Here is a 22,322-nt window from a genome sequence, read left to right as displayed (position 1 = left end):
CGCGGACTTGCCGATCGAGGCCCGTCCACCTGATGGTGGGCGGGCCTCGATCGTGGATACTCGTCACGCCGGCCGTGGAGACCGACGCCGACGGCCGCCTGCAGCCGGAATCAGTTGCCGGTCAGCTTCTCGCGCAGCGCGGCGAGCGCCTCATCGGAGGCGAGAGTGCCGGTGGCCTCGGACTGCGCGGTGGAGAAGGATGTGGCGGTCTCGGCCGGGGCGGCCTCGCCCTCCTCCTGGTCCTCCTCCAGGGCGCGGGCGACCTGAGCCTTGTGGGCCTCCCAGCGTGCCTGTGCGGCCGCGTACTCGGCCTCCCAGGCCTCCCGCTGGGCCTCGTAGCCCTCCAGCCACTCGTTGGTCTCCGGGTCGAAGCCCTCGGGGTACTTGTAGTTGCCGTTCTCGTCGTACTCCGCGGCCATGCCGTACAGCGACGGGTCGAAGTCGTCAGAGTTGGGGTCCACACCGTCGTTGGCCTGCTTAAGCGACAGGGAGATACGGCGGCGGTCCAGGTCGATGTCGATAACCTTGACGAAGACCTCGTCACCAACCTTGACGACCTGCTCGGGCAGCTCCACGTGACGCTGGGCCAGCTCGGAGATGTGCACCAGGCCCTCGATGCCGTCCTCCACACGCACGAACGCGCCGAAGGGGACCAGCTTAGTGACCTTGCCGGGCACAACCTGACCGATGGCGTGAGTGCGGGCGAAGGCCTGCCACGGATCCTCCTGCGTCGCCTTAAGCGACAGGGAGACGCGCTCGCGGTCGAAGTCGACGTCGAGCACCTCGACGGTGACCTCCTGGCCGACCTCGACGACCTCGGAGGGGTGATCGATGTGCTTCCAGGACAGCTCGGAGACGTGGACCAGGCCGTCCACACCACCCAGGTCCACGAAGGCACCGAAGTTGACGATGGAAGAGACCACGCCCGTGCGGACCTGGCCCTTCTGCAGGGTTTGCAGGAAGTTGGTGCGAACCTCGGACTGGGTCTGCTCGAGCCAGGCGCGACGGGAGAGGACCACGTTGTTGCGGTTCTTGTCCAGTTCGATGATCTTGGCCTCGAGCTCACGGCCGACGTAGGGCTGCAGGTCGCGCACCCGGCGCATCTCCACCAGCGAGGCGGGCAGGAAGCCGCGCAGGCCGACGTCGAGGATCAGGCCGCCCTTGACAACCTCGATGACGGTGCCGGAGACGACGCCGTCCTCCTCCTTGATGCGTTCGATGGTGCCCCAGGCGCGCTCGTACTGGGCGCGCTTCTTGCTCAGCAGCAGACGGCCCTCCTTGTCCTCCTTCTGAAGGACTAGGGCCTCGATTTCGTCACCGACGGAGACGATCTCCTCGGGGTCGACATCGTGCTTGATCGACAGTTCGCGAGCGAGGATGACGCCCTCGGTCTTGTAGCCGATGTCGAGGAGGACCTCATCGCGGTCGACCTTGACAACGGTGCCCTCGACGATGTCGCCGTCGTCGAAGTACTTGATGGTCTCGTCGACGGCGGCGAGGATCTCCTCGGTCGAGCCGATGTCGTTGACGGCGACCGGGGCGGGGCTGGGCGTAGTGGTGGTCATTGAGTGGTTGCTCCGAATATGGACAGAAGGGTCGGGTCAATAGATTCCACACGTCCCCCGCCGCGCGTGCCGGCCCGGACCGACGCCGCACCGCGGTTGGATGCCGTGAACGGCACCCAGGGGCGTGCGTGTGGAACCATACCAGCACGTTCCCAATCCGTGACTTGTGGGCGTGTCACAAAGACGGCCCGTATTTACGTGCAATTCCTCACGCTAGCCTCGGTGTCGCTCTTTGGAGGGGTCAGTGGGCGGCGTCGCGCCAGGTGGATCCGCGACCGACGGACACCTCCAGCGGCACCGACAACTCCGCCGCCCCGCTCATTTGCGCACGCACCAGTTCCTCTACGGCATCGACTTCCCCCGGGGCAACCTCCAGCAGCAGTTCGTCATGAATCTGCAGCAGGATGCGCGAACGCAGATCCGCGGCGGCAAGCGCCTCGGCGACATCGACCATCGCCTGTTTGACGATGTCGGCGGCGCTTCCCTGGATGGGGGCGTTCAGGGCGGCGCGCTCGGCCATTTCCCGGCGCTGGCGGTTGTCGCTGTTCAGATCGGGCAGGTAGCGGCGGCGCCCGAACATGGTCTGGGTCCAACCGTCGCGACGGGCCTGTTCCACCACATGTTCCAGGTACTCGCGCACCCGTCCGAAGCGGGCGAAGTAGGCCTCGCGCAGGGCGGCGGCATCGGCGGTTTCGACTCCGAGCTGGCGCGCCAATCCAAAGGTGGACAGTCCGTAGGCCAGCCCATAACTCATGGCCTTGACGTGACTGCGCTGTTCGGAGGTGACTTCGGCGACATCTATGCCGTTGACCATGGCGGCGACGTAGCGGTGCAGATCCTCTCCGGAGCGGAAGGCCTCGATCAGCGCCTCATCCGCGGACAGGTGCGCCATGATCCGCATTTCGATCTGGGAGTAGTCTGCGGTCAGCAGGCACTCGTACCCGTCTCCGACGGTGAAAGCCTCGCGAATGCGCATGCCCTCCTGGGTGCGGGCGGGGATGTTCTGCAGGTTGGGTTCAGTGGATGACAGTCGTCCCGTGGCCGCGATGGTCTGTTGGAAGGTGGTGTGGACACGGCCGTCGGGCATGATCGCCTTGCGCAGCCCCTCCACGGTCTGCCGCAGTTTGATGGCGTCGCGGTGCTCAAGCAGGTGCTCCAGGAAGGGGTGACTGGTCTTGATATACAGGGAGGCCAGCGCATCAGCGTCGGTGGTATAGCCGGTCTTTGTGCGGCGGGTCTTGGGCATCTTCAGCTCGTCGAAGAGCACCGTCTGCAGTTGCTTGGGGCTTGACAGGTTGAGCTCGTGCCCGGCGGCGGCGAAGGCACCCTCGGCGGCGTGAGTCACGCGCGCGTCCAACTCGGTCTGCCGCGCTGCCAGGACACGGTCGTTGACCGCGATGCCGGCGTCCTCCATCTGCGTCAGCGTCGCCGACACCGGCATCTCCAGGTCCAGGTACAGGTCCAGGACTCCGCGCTGGCGCATCTGCTCCTCCAGAGCCCGTTGCAAGGGCAGTAGCACAGTCGCCCGGTGGGCAGCGGCGAGCGCGGTAGCCGCGGGGGCGTCGTCGACGAGGGATTCCAGGTCGAAGGAACTTTGCGCCTGGTCGCTCTGTGGTGTGGCAAGCGCCTCCAGGTCGACGCCGAGCCACCGCTGCGCCAGTGAGGCGACGTCGTATGAGCGCTGCTCGGGACGGCACAGGTACCCGGCCAGCGACGGGTCGGCCACCACCCCGTCCAGGTGGATTCCGCGGGCACGCAGGGCATGCCAGGACCCCTTGGCGTCAGCGACGATCTTGGGCCGGTCGGCGTCGGCCAGCAGGGCGGACAGCGCCTGTTCGTCGGCCGGGTCGAGCAGCGACAGGTCGGCCACCAGCGCCGCCTCGCCGTCGGACAGCGCGATCATGGTCGCATCCCCCTGACCAGGGCGCAGAACCCCGCCGACGTCGAGTCCGAGCGGGACCTGCTCGCGCCGGGGCAGCCTGGCCTCGAGCCAGGTGGCCACGCCACCGGGATCGACGTCGTATCCCACCACGGCAATGGCTACGGTCTCCAGTCCGTCCGCGGGCGAATCCGCGGCAGTCGCCTGGGCCGCGACGGTCCCATCGGCGAAGGGCAGGATGCGTTCGGAGCGCCGCTTGAGGGTGCGGAACTCCAGGGCGTCCATGATGCGGGCGAGTTCCTCCCGGTCGGCGCCGCTCAGCTTCAGGTCGACGACGGGATCGAGTCCCAGATCCAGGTCGGTGAGCAGGTGGTTCAGGCGGCGGTTGCGCAGCACGTCGTCGAGGTGGTCGCGCAAGGACTGGCCGGCCTTGCCCTTGATCTGGTCGGCGTGGGCGATGATGCCGTCAAGCCCGTCGTACAGGCGGATCCACTTGGCAGCGGTTTTGGGGCCAACCCCAGGCACGCCTGGCAGATTATCCGAGGTCTCACCCACCAGCGCAGCCAGATGCGGGTAACGCTCGGGAGACACGCCGTAGCGGTCCTCGACCTCCGCCGGGGTCATGCGCCGCAGGGTGGACACGCCCTTGATGGGGTAGAGCACAGTGCAGTTCTCGGTCACTGTCTGAAAGGAGTCGCGGTCCCCGGAGCATATGAGCACCTCCATGCCCGCGCGCTGAGCCTGAGAGGCGACAGTGGCCAGAATGTCGTCCGCCTCGTAGCCCGATGAGGTTATGGCAGGAACTCTCATGGCCCCCAGCACCTCTTGGAGCAGTTCCACCTGACCGACGAAGGCCGGCGGCGTCTCCTCGCGGGTGCTCTTGTAGTCGGCGTACTCCTGCGTGCGGAAGGTGCCGCCGGGCAGATCGAAGGCGACGGCCACATGCGTGGGGCGCTCCTGCTCCAGCAGGGACAGGAACATGGACACGAAGCCGTAAACCGCGTTGGTGGACTGCCCGGTGCTGGTGGTGAAGTTCTCAGCGGGCAGCGCGTAAAAGGCGCGGAACGCCATGGAGTGGCCGTCTATCAGGAGAAGACGACCGGAAACATCCGGGTCGGCAGGGCTGGTCTCGGTGGTGCTCACCGTGACAGCCTAAGGGCATGAGCGACAAGGACCCCGTATCCCGCAATGCAGATGTGCCCGTGGCCTTCCCGGCCAAGTCGGCCCGCCCTTTCCCGGTGCCGCGGCCCGCCGGCTCCGCAGTATCAGCCACCAGCGCCCTGGGAACCTCCGGATTGGCGAGCACCGAGGGCGATACGCTGATGGCGACACTGCGCATGGAGCTGCAAGACCGTTCTGCCGAACGCACGGTAGTGCGCATGCCTGTGGACGGGGCCCGGCAGGTGACGGGGACGCTACACGGCGGTGCCAGTGCGGCACTGGTGGAGACGGCTGCGTCCGTGGCGGCGCGGGAGGGCGGTCCTGCTGGCACGGTCCCGGTCGGTGCCGAACTCCAGGTAAGTCATCTCAGGCCAGCCCGGCGCGGCTGGGTCACAGCCGTGGCCACACCCCTGCACCGGGGCGGTCGCAGCGCCGTCTACCAGGTGGAGATCAGCGACGAGGACGGAAACGTCGTTGCCCACGGCAGCTTGCGCTGCCTGTATGTCGAGGTCGACGGGTCCTGAGTGACCCTTGCCCGAGCTGTTCAAGACTCCTTCTTGGCCCCGCCGACCTGTTCGATGACGGCGTCGGCCACCTCACGCATGGTCAGGCGGCGGTTCATGGAGGTCTTCTGCAACCAGCGGAAGGCTTCGGGCTCACTAAGCCCCATCCGCTCCATCAGCAGGCCTTTGGCGCGGTCAACACGCTTGCGGGTTTCGAAGCGCTCCTGCAGGTCGGAGATCTCCGACTCCAGGGAGCGAATCTCCTCATGGCGGGACATGGCCACCTCGATAGCGGGGATCAGGTCTGCCGGGGTGAAGGGCTTGACCACGTAGGCCATGGCCCCTGCGGCACCGGCGCGCTCCACCAGTTCGGTTTGCGAGAAGGCCGTCAGCATCACCACGGCGCAGCCGTGCGCTTCGATAATGCGTTCAGCCGCGGTAATGCCGTCCAACACGGGCATCTTCACGTCCATGACACACAGGTCCGGCTCGTGCTCGCCGGCAAGGCGGATCGCCTCCTCCCCGTCGGCGGCCTCGGCGACCACCTCGTAGCCGGCATCGTTCAGCGTCTCGACGATGTCCAGGCGGATGAGGGTCTCGTCCTCGGCGACAAGGACTCTGCGGGTTCGGGAGGAAGTCGACTCGTTGCTCACGCCTCGATCCTAGTATGATCTCCCGCGTTGCGAGGTCCGCGCGCCGCCGAGTACGCTGGCACGCACGCCTCCGTAGCCCAATTGGCAGAGGCATCCGACTCAAAATCGGAGTGTTGTGGGTTCGAATCCCACCGGAGGTACCAACAGGCACAGATTCGCCCGGAACCGCAACGAAAGCGGCTCCGGGCGAAAGGCATGCCCCACCAACTCCCACCAACAGCCCTGCGGCAGCGGAGCGCGGCCGCCCCGCGGCATCCCAACTATCTGACGAACCGTCAGAGGTTCACAAAACAGTCACGACAATTTAGGGTAGGCAGAACTAAGTCATCCGTTCCGAGGGTAACAACCGAGGGACGGGCCGTCCTACGTTCTGAAGGAGCCACATGCGCGCCCATTCCTGTCCTCGGCGCACCGTCCTTCGGGCAGCCGCCGGCATCACCACGGCACTGCCCGCCATCCTCGCCGTCGGGGCCTGTTCCTCCCGCTCCGGCCAGGACGTGGCCGAGAACAGCGCCACGCTAACCGAACCGATCGTTATCACCGATCAGCGCGACAAGACCCACACCTTCACCCGACCGATCACAAGCATCGTCACCACGGTGATCCCCTCCCCATCGATCCTCACCGCGATCGACCAGAGCTACGACCGCATAGACGGCGTCAACGAGTCCACCGTCAAGCGCGACCGGGGCTCGGTGTTCGAGACGATGTTCCCTCAGGCCGTCTCGAACGACACCGTCGCCAACTCCGACTTCATCCCCAACGTCGAGGAGATCACCCGCATCAACCCCGACGTGGTCATCCAGTGGGCCGATCAGGGGGACTCCGCCACCTATATCGACCCCATTGAGGCCGCAGGTTACCCGGTGATCGGCCTGCGCTACGGCACCCAGGAGTATCTGGAACAGTGGATCCAGATATTCGCGACCCTGCTGCAACGCCAGGAGCGCGGCCAGCAGATCCTCCGGCGCATGCACCAGACCATCGCCTCCTTGAAAGCCTTCGCCGCCGAACAGAACGCCTCCCCCACGGTGCTATTCCTGCGCTCGGCCGGCGACTCCGGCTATAACGCCGGCATGAGCTCCACCCGCGGGTACATGAACACCTGGATGACACTATGCGGGGCCACGAATATCGGCGCCGACGTCGACTACTCGACCTCCAACGCCACCAGCGTGGAGCAACTGCTGGCGTGGGATCCGCAGATCATCTTCGTCTCCTCCATGACGGCCCTGACGCCCGCAGATCTATATGCCGACTCCGCCCTGTCGGAGTTGCAAGCCGTGAGGAATCACAGGGTTTACGCGGTTCCATCCGGCGGTTTCTGGTGGGATCCGCCCAGCGCCGAATCGCATCTGATGATGATGTGGGCAGCCCAGATCGCCTACCCGGACACCGCCGCCTTTGACCTGCGTGAGCAGCTGCGGGACAACTACGACTTCCTGTACGGCTACTCGCTTTCGGAGGACGAGATCGACCAGATCCTGCGGTTCGATGACAACACCGAGGCGCAGGGCTATGAGCAGTTCTCCCGCTGACGCCTCCCGCGGACAGCCCTGGCGCAACAGACCGTGGCTGACCGTAGGCATGATCGGGATGGTCTCGGCAGCCGTGTGCCTGCTGGCGCTGGCGGCGGGCCGCTTCAGCATCCCGGTGGTGGAGGTGGCCCGCATGCTGCTTGCCCGCGTGTTTCCGCTGGAGCGCACCTGGTACGCCCAAGAGGCGAGCATCGTCTTCGAAGTGAGATTACCGCGGGTGATCCTGTCATTCCTGGTCGGTGCAGCCCTGGCGACCTCGGGAGCCGTGCTGCAATCGGTGTTCCGCAACCCCCTGGTCAGCCCGCAGGTGCTCGGCGTTTCCGCCGGAGCGTCCTTCGGCGGAGTGTTGAGCATGGTGGCCGGACTGGGCTCGTCCTGGCTGGTGGGCGGCGCCTTCCTGTTCGGGCTTGGGGCGCTCGGCTGCGTGGTGGCCTTCAGCCGCATCGTCTCCAGCGCGCCGCTGCTGATGATCGTATTGGGCGGTGTGGTCATCAGCGCCCTGTTCAGCGCACTGACCTCCCTGCTCACCTATATTGCCGACCCATACCGGGATCTTCCCGCGATCACCTTCTGGCTGCTCGGCTCCCTGGCAACGGCCGGCTGGGGCGGCGTGTTAACGGCACTTCCGCCAATACTGGTGGGCGCCGTCACGGTCCTGCTGTTGCGCTGGCGACTCAACATCCTGTCTCTGGGCGACGACGACGCCCGTGCGTTGGGCGTGCCGCCCGCCCCCTACCGCAATGCGGCGCTACTGGCAGTGGCGCTGCTGACGGCCGCCGCCATCTCCGTATCCGGAGTCATCGGCTGGGTAGGGTTGCTCGTTCCCCACCTGGCCCGTCTGCTGGTGGGAGCCGACAACCGCGTGTTGCTCCCCGCCTCCTTCCTGCTGGGCGGCGGCTACCTCACGGCGGTGGACACGCTTGCCCGCTCCATCGCCTCGGTTGAGGTGCCGCTGGGCATTCTCACCGCGATCATCGGCGCCCCATTCTTCGTGGTCCTACTGGCGCGATTCAGAAGGCGGGTGTGGCTCAGTGACTAATACGCTCGGCAAAACAACCGATTCACCCCCTCCCAAGCGCTCAGGGGCGTTGCTGGACGCCACCGGCCTCGGCTTCCGCTACGGGCGCGGCGGATGGATCTTCCGCGGCGTGGATCTGCGAGTGGAGACGGGACAGGTGCTGGCGGTGCTGGGCCCCAATGCCCGCGGTAAGACCACGCTGGTCACTTGTCTGGCCGGGCTGCGCGGACCCACCGAGGGTGAGGTGACCCGGCGTGCGGTTGTCGGCTATGTTCCACAGTCCCACGGCGCTGCCGCAGCCTTCTCCGTGCTCAATATGGTGCTGATGGGGCGGGCCCGATTCATACGCGCCTACTCCAGCCCGGGCCGCGCCGACCACGAGGCCGCGCTAGCGGCAATGGACCGAGTCGGTATCAGTCACCTGCGCGACCGCAACTACCAGGCGCTTTCCGGCGGTGAACGTCAACTAGTGCTCATTGCCCGGGCACTGGCCACCGGTTGCCGCGTCCTAGTACTGGACGAGCCCGCCTCCGCATTGGACCTGCGTAACCAGGCCCGTGTGCTGGGCGTTCTGCATGCCCTGGCGAAGGACGGCATGGCCGTGGTGATGACCAGTCACCACCCGGAGCACGCCCTGCGGATCGCCGACCTAACGCTGCTGATCGTGGATGCCACGGACATTCGCATAGACGCCACCGCCAAGCTGCTGACCGGCACCACCCTGTCCTCCTTGTACGGCCTGCCGGTTACTACCCCCGAGGTGAACGTCGGCGGCCTGCCGCAGCGCGTCGTCGTTGCGGACTACGGCATCCGCAGACCTCCCGCCGCGCAGACCTCTGCCGCCAACACCCGCCATTCCAAGTAGAACGGAGCACACTCATGGCAACTGACCAACCGCTCTGGCTCACGCCGGTGCCCACTGGTGGCTCCCCCACCATGGGGGCCGTCACTGTACCGGAGGGGTTTCGGCCCCTCGACCCTTACGATCTGGACACCCGCGCAATCATGTGCGCGCCCGGCATCCTTGTCTCCGGCATGTGCGACCAGCGGCACCTGGCCCGCCACCGCGAGCTGTTCGACGCGTTCCTGCGCGCTGGCGGACGCATGCTGGTCAACGGTCATGTGGTCGAGCCCTGGGTGACTGACCTGCCCAAGTGGCGGCTACTGGAGTACCACGGTCCACGCGATCTGGGCATCACCCGCCTGGCCCCGCACCCGGTGTGGCACGGCATCGACGTTAAGGAGCTGCTGTACCGGACCGGGCCGTATACGCCCCGCACCCGGGAGAACCTGGAACGGTTCGGTGTAGCCGGCTTCTATGGCCGAGGTTACCTGTTGGACCTGCCGGAGGGCAGCACCACCATCAACGGCCTGGGTCCGTTGGAAGCGCCGATCGACGTAGAGATCCCGATGGGTGAGGGCCGTGTGGTGGTTCATGCCGGCCTGGACCTGGCCATCTTCGCCCGCACCCCGGGCACCACCCTCACTCGATTCACCGACAACATCCGCAACTGGCTTGGAGGCGCAGCATGACCCCCACATCCACACCGAACATCGGTTTGGCCCACACCGGAACCGGATCGCAGCTGCGGACCCTTGCCGACCCCGCCCTGCGCCCCTACCGCCCGGTGGACCTGTACCTGCCCGACGCGACAACGGCCGACTTCGCCGACCTTGATGCTCTGATAGTCGCGGACCGCTCGCACCCCCGGCTGCTCATGCGCCACGCCGCCGCCATGCACGCCGTCGCCGAGCGCGGCGGAACCCTGGTCGTCTTCGGGGAGAACTCCGCCCACGAATGGCTTCCGGGGCTGCAATGGCAGCCGCGCCCCACCAACTTCTGGTGGTGGCGCACCGGAGAGGACTCCGGCATGCGACGCCGCAGCCCGGAGCACCCCATCTGGGACTATCTGTCCGAGCGCTCGGTAATCTGGCACCACCACGGGATCTTCCGGCTACCCGACGGCGCGGTCCCACTGGTTGCGCTGGAGGAGGACGGTGCCGAGGCGGGCGTGACGACCTTCCTGGACGAGTCCAGCACGCCCGGCGCGATCCTGGTCACGACCATGGACCCCTGCTACCACCACGGGGCGGGCTTCATGCCGGGCGCAACCCAGCTGCTCTACTGCGTGCTGCGCTGGGCCGGCACCCGGTAGTCGCTGCGCTCCCCCACGGTGTGCACGCGGATAGAGTTGGTTGATCCGGGCGTGCCCGGAGGCATGCCGGCCACGATGATCACCTCGTCGCCCGGCTGGGCCAGGTGCTTGGCCTGCAACACCTCATCCACCTGATCAACCATGTCATCGGTGTGTTTGACCTCGGGGACCTCGTAGGTCTGCACGCCCCAGGAGACGGACAGCTGGTTGCGGGTGGAGCGCAGCGGCGTGAAGGCCAGCAGCGGGATGGTTGAACGCAGGCGGGACAGTCTGCGGGCGGTGTCCCCGGACTGGGTGAAAGTGACCAGGTAGGTGGCGTCAAGCTGCTCACCCATGTCTGCGGCCGCCCGGGTGATAGCACCGCCGCGGGTCTGCGGGTAGGAGCCCAGCGGGGCGATACGCTCGCCGCCGTTCTCCTCCACGTTCTCAATGATATTGGCCATGGTGCGCACCGCCTCGATCGGGTAGGCCCCCACGGAGGTCTCACCGGAGAGCATGACGGCGTCGGCACCGTCAAGGATGGCGTTGGCGCAGTCGGAGGCCTCGGCGCGGGTGGGGCGCGGGTTCTGGATCATTGACTCCAGCACCTGGGTGGCAACAATGACCGGCTTGGCCTGGCGGCGGGCCAGTTCGATGGCGCGCTTCTGCACCAGTGGCACCGCCTCCAGCGGCATCTCCACGCCGAGGTCGCCGCGGGCCACCATGATGCCGTCGAAGGCGGAGACAATGTCCAGCAGGTTCTCCACCGCCTGCGGCTTCTCGATCTTGGCGATCACCGGGATGCGCACGCCGGTCTCATCCATGATCTCGTGCACGTCCTTGATGTCCTCGGCGTTGCGCACGAAGGACAGGGCGATCAGGTCGGCGCCGATCTTGAGGGCCCAGCGCAGGTCCTCCCGATCCTTCTCGCTCAGAGCGGGCACGGACACGGCTACGCCGGGCAGGTTGATGCCCTTGTGGTTGGAGACATAGCCGGGCACCTCCACCCGGGTGACCACATCGGTGTCGGTGACAGCGGTGACCCGCACGGCCACATTGCCGTCGTCGATCAGCAGCCGGTCCCCGGGCCGGCAGTCACCGGGCAGGCCCTTGAAGGTGGTGGACACGCGCTTGACGGTGCCCAGGACATCGTCGGTGGTGATGGTGAATTCGTCGCCTTTGTTGAGCATGACCTTCTGGTCATCCACGAAGTTGCCCAGGCGGATCTTAGGGCCCTGCAGATCCACCAGGATCGCCACCGCTCGACCGGAGGCCTCTGCGGCGGCCCGGACGCGGGCGATGACCTCTTCCTGGTCTTCGGCGCGCCCGTGGGAGCGGTTTATGCGGCACACGTTCATGCCGGCGTCCACGAGCGCCTGCACCTGCTCGGGTGAGTCGGTGGCGGGCCCCAGGGTGCATACGATCTTCGCTCTGCGCATAGGGCAAGAGTAAATGACTCGCGCCCCGACTACGAGCACTCTCACGCGCTCACTAGCGGGTTGGGACCTTCGTCACCGCTGCTCGCGATTGACGTCATCGCGCACAGACCGGCGCGAGGCCCAGATGAAGCAGGCTAGCCCCACCAGGAAGATCAGGATGGAGGTCCACACGTTCAACCGCAGCCCGGCGATCAGCTGGGCGTCGTCAATGCGCAGGGACTCGATCCACACTCGTCCGGCCGTGTACACCATCAGGTAGGCCCACAGCAGGCGTCCGCCCACAGCCCCGTCACGCCGCCGTAGCCACCGCTCCAGCCAGATGAGGAAGGCGGCGCCGGCCAGGTTCCAAAGCGCCTCGTAAAGGAAGGTGGGGTGAAACAGGGTGCCGGAGGCGTAACCGGCCGGCAGGTGGGCGTCGTCTATCTGCAAGCCCCAGGGCAGGGTGGTCGGGGAGCCGAAGAGTTCCTGATTGAACCAGTTGCCCAGGCGCCCGATGGCCTGTGCCACCAGCAGGGCGGGGGCGACGGCGTCGGCGAAGGGCGCCCACCGCAGCCCCCGGCGTCGCAGCATCCAGGCCGCGGCAAGCGCACCGAAGAATATTCCTCCCCAGACTCCCAGGCCGCCGCGCCAGATCTGCGGGATCAGCGCCGGGTCGCCGGCGGCGCCGAAGTAGGCGTCCGGGGAGGTGACCACGTGGTACAGGCGTGCGCCAACGATGCCGGCAGGCACCGCCAGCAGGGCCACGTCCAGAACCTGGTCCTTGTCCCCGCCGGCGGCACGGTAGCGGCGGTCGGTCCACCACACGGCGACGAACACTCCGGCCAGAATGCACAATGCGTAGGCTCGCAGGGGGAACGGGCCCAGATGCCACACCCCCTGGGCGGGGCTGGGGATGTATGCCGCCGACACTACGGTCGGGCCGAACAGGGTTGCGGGCAATTACTACCCCTCTCGGTAGGTTGTGGGATGGAGCGCCGGGTGACTGCCGGCGGCGACCAACTCGGCGACGAACTGCTGGGGGTCGACGGAGCGGATGACGGCCTCACCCACGAGCACGACATCGGCACCGGCGCGGGCATAACTCATCACATCATGGGGGCCGCGCACACCCCCGGTGGCGATACGGGTCACGGTGGGCGGCAGCACCTGCGCGACCTGTTCGAAGCGGGAGCGGTCCACCTGTCGGGTCTCCGGATCACGAGCGTCAACCGCGACATAGCGCGCTCCGGTCTGTACGGCGGTCACGGCCTCACCTTGCGAGTGCGCCTGGACGACGGCGGCCATGCCCAGGGAGTGAGTGCGTTCAATCAGCGATTCCAGGATGAGGGGACGCAGACGGGCGTCCAGCATGAGCAGGTCGGCACCGTGGGCGCGGGCCTCATGCACCTGGTAGGGAGTGACCACGATGTCATTGACAAGCACGGGCACGTCCACCGCGGCACGCACGGCGTCCAGGTCCGCCAGTCGCCCGTTGGAGCGGACCGGCTCGGTGACCACCGATACACAGGCGGCACCACCGGCGGCGTAGAAGCCGGCGAGTATGGCCACGTCCCCGACACCGGACAGGTCCGCGAAGGTTGCAGTTGCGCGCTTGACCTCGGCGATCACAGTGACAGCCCGGCCCTCACTGCGCAGTGCGGCGGCGGCGTCACGGCAGGCCGGGGCGCCGCGTACCGCCTCCTTCAGCTGCGCCAGCGGGACCCGCCGTTCGCGTTCGGCCACACAGGCCCGCGCCGTGCCGGCGAGCTCTCCGAAGGTGTCCACCCGTCGATCACCCCCTTACGATTCTCAGCCCACATGGTTCCCGGAGGGAGCCTTGGAGGCAAATCCATCCCGGCTGGAGGGACGCTCCCCCACGCTGGCACCCAGATCGCCGCCGGCCAGGAAGCAGGTGCGCGCGCCGGTGTGGCAGGCGGGGCCTACCTGGTCCACCTCCACCAGCAGGGCGTCGCCGTCACAGTCCAGGGATACGGCCTTGACGTACTGGTGGTGTCCGGAGGCATCACCCTTGCGCCAGTACTCCTGCCGGGACCGCGACCAGTAGGTCACCCGTCCCTCGGTGAGGGTGCGACGCAGGGCCTCGTCGTTCATCCAGCCGACCATGAGCACCTCACGGGTGTCGTACTGCTGGACGACGGCGGCCACCAGGCCGTTCGCGTCCCGCTTTAGGCGGTCGGCCAGCTCGGCGGGCAGGGACTCGGGTGAAGCTGTCACCCCTGAATTCTCGCACGACTGCGGGCTCGTCCCGCTCATCGAATCCGGGACGATCAACCGCGCACAGGGTGTCCGGCCGCCCGCAACGCATCCTTGGCCTGCGCGATGGTCATGGTGCCGTAATGGAAGACGCTGGCGGCCAGGACGGCATCGGCGCCGTGGTCGGCGGCGGCGGAGAAGTCCTCGGGTCGGCCGGCGCCGCCGGAGGCAATCAGCGGAATGTGCACGGCGTTGCGCACAGCGTCAAGCATTTCCAGGTCGAACCCGTCGGTGACGCCGTCGGCGTCCATGGAGTTCAGCAGGATCTCACCGGCACCCAGTTGGGCGGCGCGCCCCGCCCATTCCACGGCGTCGATGCCGGTGGAGCGGGTGCCGCCGTGGGTGGTGACCTCGTAGCCGGAGGGCGTGCTCACCCCTTCCGGGCAGCGACGGGCATCCACGGAGAGCACCACCACCTGGTTGCCGAAGCGGGAGGCGACCTCGGCCAGCAGTTCCGGACGGTTGATGGCGGCGGTGTTGATGCCGACCTTGTCGGCGCCGGCCCGCAACAGCCGGTCGACGTCCTCCACGCTGCGCACCCCACCGCCGACGGTCAGCGGCACGAAAACCTGCTCGGCGGTGGCGGCCACCACCTCCAGCATGGTGGCACGGCCCTCGGAAGAGGCCGAGACGTCCAGGAAGGTGATCTCGTCGGCCCCCTGGGCGTCGTAGCGCGCAGCCAGCTCCACCGGATCTCCGGCATCGCGCAGACCCTTGAAGTTCACCCCCTTGACCACGCGGCCGTCCTTGACGTCCAGGCACGGGATGACACGCACGGCGACACTCATGTCTACTGCTCCTCCCTGCCCGCCGGTGGGCCGACGGCGGATCGCAAGCCCGTTTCGGGACCTGGAGTGACACGCACTACACCCTTGTCCTCGGGGCCCTGCGTGGTGGGCGCGGCGGTGGCGTCGGTCAGGGAGTCACCGGCGGCGACGGCGAGTATGTCTATGACCACCGCCAGCGCATCGTCACCGGCCGCCTGATCGGCCGGTAGCGCCAGCACGATGCGGCTGCCCACGGTGGAGTCCACCAGCTGCTGCGCAATACCAGCCATGGTATCGGACATGTTGATGGTGCCGGGGACGGTTGTGGCACCGTAACTGGAGGTGCGCAGCTCGGAATCGGACCAGTTGACGAAGGCGTAACGTGCGATGATCACGTCGCCGGAGTCGATCTGCCTTCCAGCTCCTGCCACAAGCACGGAGGCTGCGGCCCGGGTGGGCGCGCTCAACCCCTCAACGGATAGAGCCACGGTGCCGTCGGCGCTGAAGGTGACGGTGGGCATGCCGTCCACAGGTGCCCGCTCCTGCCCGGAGGCGGTGGTGGGCAGCACGTCGACGACGGTTATCTCGGTGGCCACGGCGCCGTCCTGCCCAGACACGGGAGCGCGCAGCACCAGGCGGGAGCCCTCGGTGACGCCGGTGACCGTATCAGCCAGTACTTCGCCGAGCGCGGTTTGGTCAACGGTGCCGCGGTATACGCGCACACCGCTGGAGGTTCCCGTGGTGTTCGCCCCGCTGGTTCCAGAGAAAGTGGATACGGACAGCAGGACGGCGTCGCCCTCGGACAGGGCGCGGCCCTCACCGGTGATCAACGTGTCCGTGGTGACGGCGGTTGCCGGCGCAAGCGGCGACAGCAGCGACACCACGGGAACGGACCCGACCCGCCCGGCCACCTCCACCACCGTTTCGATTGGGGCGTCGGCGGCGATTGCCTGCTCGGTAGCCGCCTCAGCCACCTCGTCGCCGTGTCCCATCCGGGACACGACCACGGGCACCAGCACGATCGCGGCGACGATCAGCACCGCCAGCACAACGGCGACGCGTCCCTTGGGACGAGGCCGCCCCAAGGCGGCGCCAATGGCTCGTTGGGCCCCGGTGACAGCGGGGGGCTCCGCCGCGGCGGATAGCGACTTAAGCGCCGCCGGCGCGGCGCCCGGCATGCCATGGGACTCCTCCTCCCGCAGGCGGGCGCGCTCCATCTCCCGCTCAAGCTCGCGCAACTGGCGGCGAGTCAGCGGTTTGCCGTCGGGCCCGCGTAGGGGCAGCGGCGTGGTCTTGTCGTCGTAAGAAATCATGGGCCGGTCACGAGTATGCCAGAGCGAGGCGGTTCAGGCGTATCTATGGCGGCCAGCAGTGCGTCCACACGCGTATCAACGGCGGCAAAGGGGTCACGCAGAGCCACCGAGCGGGAATGGCCGTCGTCCAACTTGAGGTTGACCCAGTCTACGGACAGGTCCCGGCGCAGGTCCTCGGCGCGGGCGATGGCGGCACCGCGCAGGTGGGCGCGGGTGGTGGCCGGGGGCGTGTCGACGGCGGCACGGCAGGCGTCGTCAGCAACGATGCGGGTCAACAACCCGGCCGCCTCCAGCCGGGGTCGCAGCCCGTCGCTGGGGTCGACGTCATGGTAGGCCAGGGCCAGGCGGGCCACGCGCGGGTCGTCCAGGGCGGTGTCGGCACGCTGCGCGTAGCGGGTCAACAGCTGCTGCTTGGCCGCCCAGTCCAGTTCTGTGGCCACCAGCGTGGGATTACCCGTGCGCACCGCTTCCAGGCCGCGCTCCCACAGGTCCAGCACACACCGGTGTGCGTCGGTCAGGTCGAGCTCGGCGTCGGCGTGTGCGCGCACGCGCACCAGGTGTTCAGTCTGCAGCTCTACGGGGGTGATGGTGCGTCCGTCCGCCAGCTCGAGCAGCACGGTGCCGCTCAGGTCGTGGCAGGTGTCGCGGATGGCACGCATGGGATCGGCCAGGCGCAGGTCGGACAGGTCGCCGCCGGCCTCCAGGTAGTCCAGCAGCAGGTCCATGGCGCCGACCTTGAGCAGGGTGGAGCCCTGGGCGATGTTGGAGTCCCCGACGATCACATGCATGCGCCGGTACTTCTCGGCGTCGGCGTGCGGCTCGTCGCGGGTGTTTATCAGGGGCCGGGCGCGGGTGGTGGCCGAGGAGACGGCGTCCTCCATCTGGTCGGCGCGCTGGGAGAAGACGTAGCGGGCGGGGCGCGAGCCTGTTGGGTCGGTGAGGATGTGCCCGGCGCCGACCAGGATCTGTCGAGTAACCAGGTGGGGCACCAGGGTGCGGGCGTCATTCCAGAAGTCCCCGCGGCGGCGCACCAGGTAGTTCTCGTGACAGCCGAAGCCAGTGCCCTGGGCGTCAAGGTTGTTCTTCAGCAGGTGGATGCGGCCGGGCACCTCCTGCGCAGCCAGGCGAGCGTTGGCCTGTGCGGCCAGGTCGGCCATGGTCAGTTCGCCTGCCCGGTCCTGGGCCAGCAGGTCGATGAGGTTATCGCATTCGGCGGTGGCGAACTCGGGGTGGGAGCCCACATCCAGGTACAGGCGCGCGCCGCCACGGGTGAACACGTTGGAGGAGCGGCCCCGGTCGATCAGGGGGGCGAATAGTTCACGGGCGGCGTGGTCGGCGTCCAGCGGCGGGGTTCCGCCAACCGTGGAGGCACAGGTGATGCCGTACTCGGTTTCGACGCCGAAGATCCGACGGGCGGGCGCGCGCCGAGTGCGGGGGGCGTCCGCGGGCGCCGTCACCGTCACTGCCCGCCCTTCTGGACGAAGCCCTGGACGAAGGCGGCAGCATTGGTCTCCAGGACGGTGTCGATTTCATCAAGGATGTCGTCGACTGCCGCGGCCTGCATCTGCCCGGAGCCGGCGGCCGGTTCCGGGTTGGGGGCGGCGGGCTCGGGGTTGGGCTGGATCTGCTCGTTCAGGCTCATGCGCGTGATTGACTTTCTGATTCTTCCGGCTCTGCGGGGGTGACGGCGGCTTGGACGGCGCCCAGGATACGTGCCGACTCGGCGTCCGAGACGGCCACGGCGTCGGGTAGTGGCAGGCGCAGCAGCTCGGCTCGCCCGGGCACGTCCAGCACCAGGCTGGTCCAGGAGGCGGCGACGACGGCCCCGTGGTTGGCTACCGCCGCGCCGCGGACTGCGGCGCGCGTGCCTGCGGGCGGCCGGTCAGCTGCGGCTTCCGCCTCGGCCTCGGTGACCAGGCGGCGGGTGCGGCCAGCGGCAATGAGCCTTTCGGCCAGGCCGCAGCCGGCGCGCAGGTCGGCCCACTGGATGTCGGCGGCGGCCAGGCGCGGGTCGTCCCAGCCGGTTCCGGAGCGCGCACGCAGCCCCTCGCACAGTTGCAGTTTGGCAACCCATTCGACCAGCTCGGCGGCACGATCGGTGGCCGCGCCCTGCTCGGGGGTGCCCAGGGAGGCGGCGTAAGCGGCGAGCGCGTCCAGGGTCTGCCCCCAAAGGCCGAGTGCCTGGGCGGTTTCTGTGCCAACGTGTTCGGCGTCGATGCCGCCGTAGTCCTCGCCCAGTGCGGCAGTAATCGCATCGAGGTGGGCGCGCTGGATCTCCAGTGCGGTCAGCGGGCCGCGGGCGGTGGCCAGCGCATAGGTGAGCGTCGGATCGTGGGACAGCGCCCAGTGCTCCTCCACCGGGTCGGCGGTGATACGCAAGTCGGCCAGCACCCCCAGCCCCTGACCGCGATCGTGGGCGCGCTCCAGGTACCACAGCAGCAGGTCGGTGGTGGCGACCTTCAGATAGGTGGGCACGTCGAAGCGGTTGGCGTCACCGTTGATGATGTGCAGGCGGCGGAAGCGGACGGCGTCGGCGTGCGGCTCGTCGCGGGTGTTGACGATGGGCCGGTTGAAGGTGGTTTGCAGGGCAATGTCGGTGCCCACATAGTCGGCGCGTTGGCTGATCTGGAAGCCGGGCGTCTCGCTGCGCTGCCCAATACCGATCCGGCCGGCACCGGCGAATACGGGCCGGGTAACAAGGAAGGGGATCAGGGCAGCGGCCAGCGTGTCGAAGGGCAGGTCACGGCGCACCAGGTAATTCTCGTGCGAGCCGTAGGCGGCACCCTTGCCGTCAACGTTGTTCTTGTACAGCACGACCTTGCCGTCGCGCGGGTCCAGGGCAGCCATGGCGCGGCGGGCGATCACCTCCCCGGCGCGGTCCCACACCAGCGCATCGCGGGGGGTGAGCACCTCCGGGGAGGAGTACTCGGGGTGGGCATGGTCCACGTACAGACGAGCACCGTTGGCGAGCACCGCGGTGGTGGCCTGCGGCAGGGCAGCCTCGGCAGCGCCAGGGCGCGGGCGCGTGCCCCACGGGGCCGGGGGGAGGTCGCCAGAGGGGGCGGGGCGGTCCGGGTCATCGGTGAGCTGACTGGGGTGGGCGGTGGCACGCTCCAGGCGGCCCCCGCGCAGGTCGGCGAGCGGATCCTCCCCCTCATAGTCCCAGTGGACGGCCTCACGCGCACCGGTGTCGGGACGCGAGACGCCGCCGTAGGCGGCCACGATCCGGCTGGCCATTACCACCGAGTTGGCGCGGGGGTTGCCCGGCTCGATTACTCCAAACTCCGTCTCCAGGCCCACGGGACGGTGCACCGGCCCGAAGTCAGTGCGATCAGTGCTGCCTGTTGTATTCATATGTGCTCAGTCCCCCTCCTGAATACGGCGTACCGCGTGGATGGGCCCGCTGCTGTGGCCTATGAAGCGGCCCGCGGACTCCGGGGCCGCGGCGGCGGTGATCTCCTCATTCTGCCGGGCCTCAACGGCGACCGCCGCGCGCAGCCGCTCAGTGGACAACCCGCCGTCCCCGCCGGCCAGCTCATCCTTAATGGCGGAGGTCTTGGCGCGGGCGACGATGGCGGCGAGCATGGCGCCGGAGACGAAGTCGGCCAGGTACAGGGTCTCGCGCCGCCCGGAGGCGTACATGATCTCCAGTACCGCGTTGGCCGGGTCACGGGCGTAAAGGTCGGCGACCACGGCCCGGCGCATGGCGGCGGCAGCGGCCTCCCGGTCGCCTCCGACCGCGGCCAGCGCCGCCGGGTCCAGGGGTAGGTCGGCACGCAGGTGCTTGGCGAGGATCTCCTGCGCACCGGCGGCGTCGGGGCGGTCGATGCGGATCTTCACGTCGAAACGGCCGGGCCGCAGGATCGCCGGGTCGATCATGTCCTCCCGGTTGGAGGCGCCGATGATGACCACGTTGTTCAGCGACTCCACACCGTCGATCTCGGTGAGGACCTGCGGCACGATCATGGTCTCCACGTCGGAGGAGACGCCGCTGCCGCGGGTGCGGAACAGGGCCTCCATCTCGTCGAAGAAGATCACCACCGGCCGGTCCTCGGCAGCGACCTTGCGGGCCTGGTCAAAGATGGCGCGTATCTGCCGCTCCGTCTCGCCGACGAACTTACTAAGCAGTTCCGGGCCCTTGATATTCAGGAAGGCGGCGTCCTGGACGCCGGCGCCCGTGGAGCGGGCCAGGGAGGTGGCGACCGCCTTGGCGATCAGGGTCTTGCCGCAGCCGGGCGGGCCGTACAGCAGCATGCCCTTGGGGGCCTGCAGCCCGTAGGCGCGGAACAGGTCGGGGTGGGCGAAGGGCAGTTCGAGGGAGTCACGGATCTGCTGAATCTGCGGGCCCAGGCCGCCGATGTCGTCCCAGGACACGTCCGGGGTCTCGGCGACCACCAGCTGCTGGACGCTGGTGCGGGCGATGCGGGCGGTTACCAGGTCGGCGCGCAGGTCGGTGGCGAGTGTGTCGCCGGGCCGCAGCGTGTCGGCGTCGAGGTGCCCGGCCAGCCGCACCACGCGGGTGGCGCCAGAGCCGGTGGTGACCAGGGCGCGGGCCGCGGACACCGCCGTGCGCTCGCCAGCGGTCGCGGCGTCGTCGACGTCGGCCAGCACCTCATCCAGGGTGACCGCCTCCCCGGTGTCGGGTGCGGGCAGGGCGTCAACCACAAGCATCTGGTCGTTGACGGCCACGCGCTGCCCCACTTCCAGCTCGGCCGTATCCAGATCGGGGTGCAGCCCCAGCCGCAGGTGACGTCCGCCCAGGGACACGTCGGCCTCGGCGGAGCCGGGTAGGCCGGTGAGCAGTCCCAGGGTGACGGGTGGGCGGGTGACGGCGTCGAGCTGGGCGCCGAGCTCGGCGATGCGCTCGCGGGCGGCGTTCAGGGCCGTCACGAGGCGCTCGTTCTTCGCGGACAGGCTGATGGCCTCCGCGCGGGCCTCACGCAGCTGATGGCTGGTGAAGTCGCGCGCCGGCATGCCCAAGGGCTGGGACTCACTCATGTTCCGACTCCTGCGGCCCGGGCAGGCCCGGCTGTACCGGGGTGGCGTCCTCGGGCTGCTTGGCCCGGCAGTCGCGCAATACCCGGCGAACCTTGCGGTCGGTGCTGGTGCGCTCCCCCACATCCTCGATGGTCCAGTAGCCGGCGTCGTCGTAGGCGCCGCGGGCGGGCGGGCGCTTACGGGTCAGCGGGGCGCAGTCCGCGGCGAGGCGGCGGGCGGAGACCAGGAAGCCGGTGTGGGCGACCATGCGGTGGTCGGGGCGCACGGCCAGGCCGTCCACGTGCCAACTGCGCACCATCGACTCCCAGGACTCGGGCTCGGTGAAACGCCTGGAGCGGCGCAGTGCCTCCACCGTGCGCGACAGCTGCGGAACCGTGGCGACGTAGGCGAGGAACACGCCGCCGGGCACCAGCGCGCGGGCGGCGGCGTCGATGTTCTCCCAGGGGGCGAGCATGTCCAGCACTACGCGGTCCACACTCGCGTCGGCGACGTGGGTGGGGACCACGTCGGCGAAGTCGCCGGTGCGCAGCTCCCAGGCGGGGTGGTGACGGCCGAACCAGGAATCGACGTTGGAGGCGGCGATCGCCGCGAAGTCGTGGCGTCGCTCGATGGAAAGCAGGTGGCCGCCCTCCCCGATCGCGGACAGCAGGCTCATGGTCAGGGCACCGGAACCGACCCCGGCCTCCAGCACGCGAGCACCGGGGAAGATGTCGGCGAAGGCGATCACCTGGGCGGCGTCCTTGGTGTAGACGACCTGGGCGCCGCGCGGCATGGACAGCACGTAGTCGGCCAGCAGCGGGCGCAGCAGCAGCAGTTCATGCCCGGATTCGGTGGTGATCACCGTGCCCTCGTCGCGGCCGACCACGTCGCGGTGGTAGAAACTGCCGCGCTGGGACTGGAAGTAGCCGCCGGGGTCGAGCACGAAAGTGTGCTTGCGGCCCTTGGAGTCGGTGACCTGCACGCGTTCGCCGTAGCGGAAGGGGCCACGGCGCCCGGCCTGCCCCAGCACCTGCTGGGTGGCCACGCGTGGCTGCACGGCGGGAGTGGTCTGCTCGCTCATCGGCCCCGAGTCTAGTGATCCCCGGGTACGTCGGCATTAC

20 protein-coding genes and 1 tRNA gene are annotated in these 22,322 nt (G+C 68.4%); 7 read left to right on the top strand and 14 right to left on the bottom strand.

The window, feature by feature from the left end; translation table 11 throughout:
* Nucleotides 1-110: 110 nt before the first annotated feature.
* Entirely contained in the window at nt 111-1,565 is a 1,455-nt protein-coding gene (rpsA, locus tag CWT10_RS07225; RefSeq protein ID WP_103064336.1) for a 30S ribosomal protein S1, read from the bottom strand.
* Nucleotides 1,566-1,806: 241 nt separating this feature from the next.
* Nucleotides 1,807-4,515 (bottom strand): DNA polymerase I, encoded by a 2,709-nt coding sequence (polA, locus tag CWT10_RS07220; RefSeq protein ID WP_233188406.1) that lies wholly within the window; start codon nt 4,513-4,515, stop codon nt 1,807-1,809.
* An 89-nt stretch (nt 4,516-4,604) separates the two neighbouring features.
* On the opposite strand from polA, the gene CWT10_RS07215 reads away from it, so the two are divergent.
* Nucleotides 4,605-5,129, top strand: coding sequence for a PaaI family thioesterase (locus CWT10_RS07215; RefSeq protein ID WP_103064334.1), 525 nt, complete (start codon nt 4,605-4,607; stop codon nt 5,127-5,129).
* A 20-nt stretch (nt 5,130-5,149) separates the two neighbouring features.
* On the opposite strand, the gene CWT10_RS07210 is transcribed toward CWT10_RS07215, so the two are convergent.
* Nucleotides 5,150-5,761, bottom strand: a complete 612-nt coding sequence (locus CWT10_RS07210) for an ANTAR domain-containing response regulator (RefSeq protein WP_103064333.1) — start codon at nt 5,759-5,761, stop codon at nt 5,150-5,152.
* 66 nt (nt 5,762-5,827) lie between these two features.
* On the opposite strand from CWT10_RS07210, the gene CWT10_RS07205 reads away from it, so the two are divergent.
* From CWT10_RS07205 to CWT10_RS07180, 6 genes are all read left to right on the top strand, one after another.
* Nucleotides 5,828-5,904: transfer RNA gene (locus tag CWT10_RS07205), tRNA-Leu, on the top strand.
* Between the two features lie 240 nt (nt 5,905-6,144).
* A complete protein-coding gene (locus CWT10_RS07200) occupies nt 6,145-7,299 on the top strand; it encodes an ABC transporter substrate-binding protein (protein ID WP_103064332.1) in 1,155 nt (384 codons plus the stop codon).
* A complete protein-coding gene (locus tag CWT10_RS07195) occupies nt 7,280-8,338 on the top strand; it encodes a FecCD family ABC transporter permease (RefSeq protein WP_103064331.1) in 1,059 nt (352 codons plus the stop codon). Before CWT10_RS07200 ends, CWT10_RS07195 begins: the two co-directional genes overlap by 20 nt.
* Nucleotides 8,331-9,182, top strand: a complete 852-nt coding sequence (locus CWT10_RS07190; protein ID WP_199176397.1) for an ABC transporter ATP-binding protein — start codon at nt 8,331-8,333, stop codon at nt 9,180-9,182. Before CWT10_RS07195 ends, CWT10_RS07190 begins: the two co-directional genes overlap by 8 nt.
* A 14-nt stretch (nt 9,183-9,196) precedes the next feature.
* Complete coding sequence (locus CWT10_RS07185) at nt 9,197-9,850, top strand: hypothetical protein (RefSeq protein ID WP_103064329.1); 654 nt, start codon at nt 9,197-9,199, stop codon at nt 9,848-9,850.
* Entirely contained in the window at nt 9,847-10,473 is a 627-nt protein-coding gene (locus tag CWT10_RS07180; RefSeq protein ID WP_103064328.1) for a hypothetical protein, read from the top strand. Before CWT10_RS07185 ends, CWT10_RS07180 begins: the two co-directional genes overlap by 4 nt.
* Here the strand turns inward: CWT10_RS07180 and pyk are convergent.
* From pyk to CWT10_RS07125, 11 genes are all read right to left on the bottom strand, one after another.
* The gene (gene pyk / locus CWT10_RS07175) at nt 10,440-11,891 is read right to left on the bottom strand and encodes a pyruvate kinase (protein ID WP_103064327.1); all 1,452 of its coding nucleotides are present in this window, start codon (nt 11,889-11,891) and stop codon (nt 10,440-10,442) included. The two genes, CWT10_RS07180 and pyk, sit on opposite strands and share 34 nt — an antisense overlap.
* Before the next feature lie 72 nt (nt 11,892-11,963).
* On the bottom strand, nt 11,964-12,830 hold the full coding sequence (gene lgt / locus CWT10_RS07170; protein WP_233188398.1) for a prolipoprotein diacylglyceryl transferase: 867 nt from the start codon (nt 12,828-12,830) through the stop codon (nt 11,964-11,966).
* Between the two features lie 3 nt (nt 12,831-12,833).
* A complete protein-coding gene (locus tag CWT10_RS07165; RefSeq protein ID WP_103064326.1) occupies nt 12,834-13,655 on the bottom strand; it encodes an indole-3-glycerol phosphate synthase TrpC in 822 nt (273 codons plus the stop codon).
* A gap of 24 nt (nt 13,656-13,679) precedes the next feature.
* The gene (gene hisI / locus CWT10_RS07160; RefSeq protein WP_233188397.1) at nt 13,680-14,105 is read right to left on the bottom strand and encodes a phosphoribosyl-AMP cyclohydrolase; all 426 of its coding nucleotides are present in this window, start codon (nt 14,103-14,105) and stop codon (nt 13,680-13,682) included.
* Nucleotides 14,106-14,158: 53 nt separating this feature from the next.
* The gene (gene hisF / locus CWT10_RS07155) at nt 14,159-14,932 is read right to left on the bottom strand and encodes an imidazole glycerol phosphate synthase subunit HisF (protein ID WP_103064325.1); all 774 of its coding nucleotides are present in this window, start codon (nt 14,930-14,932) and stop codon (nt 14,159-14,161) included.
* Between the two features lie 2 nt (nt 14,933-14,934).
* The gene (locus tag CWT10_RS07150; protein ID WP_103064324.1) at nt 14,935-16,224 is read right to left on the bottom strand and encodes an FKBP-type peptidyl-prolyl cis-trans isomerase; all 1,290 of its coding nucleotides are present in this window, start codon (nt 16,222-16,224) and stop codon (nt 14,935-14,937) included.
* Entirely contained in the window at nt 16,221-17,687 is a 1,467-nt protein-coding gene (pafA, locus tag CWT10_RS07145) for a Pup--protein ligase (protein WP_233188396.1), read from the bottom strand. The genes CWT10_RS07150 and pafA overlap by 4 nt, the downstream gene beginning before the upstream one ends.
* Nucleotides 17,684-17,866 carry a ubiquitin-like protein Pup gene (locus tag CWT10_RS07140; protein ID WP_103064323.1) on the bottom strand — a complete coding sequence of 61 codons (183 nt, stop codon included), beginning with the start codon at nt 17,864-17,866 and terminating at the stop codon, nt 17,684-17,686. The genes pafA and CWT10_RS07140 overlap by 4 nt, the downstream gene beginning before the upstream one ends.
* Nucleotides 17,863-19,578, bottom strand: coding sequence for a depupylase/deamidase Dop (gene dop, locus CWT10_RS07135; RefSeq protein WP_103064322.1), 1,716 nt, complete (start codon nt 19,576-19,578; stop codon nt 17,863-17,865). The genes CWT10_RS07140 and dop overlap by 4 nt, the downstream gene beginning before the upstream one ends.
* A gap of 6 nt (nt 19,579-19,584) precedes the next feature.
* A complete protein-coding gene (gene arc, locus CWT10_RS07130) occupies nt 19,585-21,222 on the bottom strand; it encodes a proteasome ATPase (protein WP_103064321.1) in 1,638 nt (545 codons plus the stop codon).
* Nucleotides 21,215-22,282, bottom strand: a complete 1,068-nt coding sequence (locus tag CWT10_RS07125; protein ID WP_103064320.1) for a tRNA (adenine-N1)-methyltransferase — start codon at nt 22,280-22,282, stop codon at nt 21,215-21,217. Before CWT10_RS07125 ends, arc begins: the two co-directional genes overlap by 8 nt.
* Nucleotides 22,283-22,322 lie beyond the last annotated feature (40 nt).

It is taken from the genome of Actinomyces qiguomingii, from assembly GCF_004102025.1.
In the GTDB taxonomy this organism is placed as follows: Bacteria; Actinomycetota; Actinomycetes; order Actinomycetales; family Actinomycetaceae; genus Actinomyces; species Actinomyces qiguomingii.
Note: the sequence above shows the minus strand (reverse complement) of the source record. Positions and strands in the feature narration are given on the sequence as shown.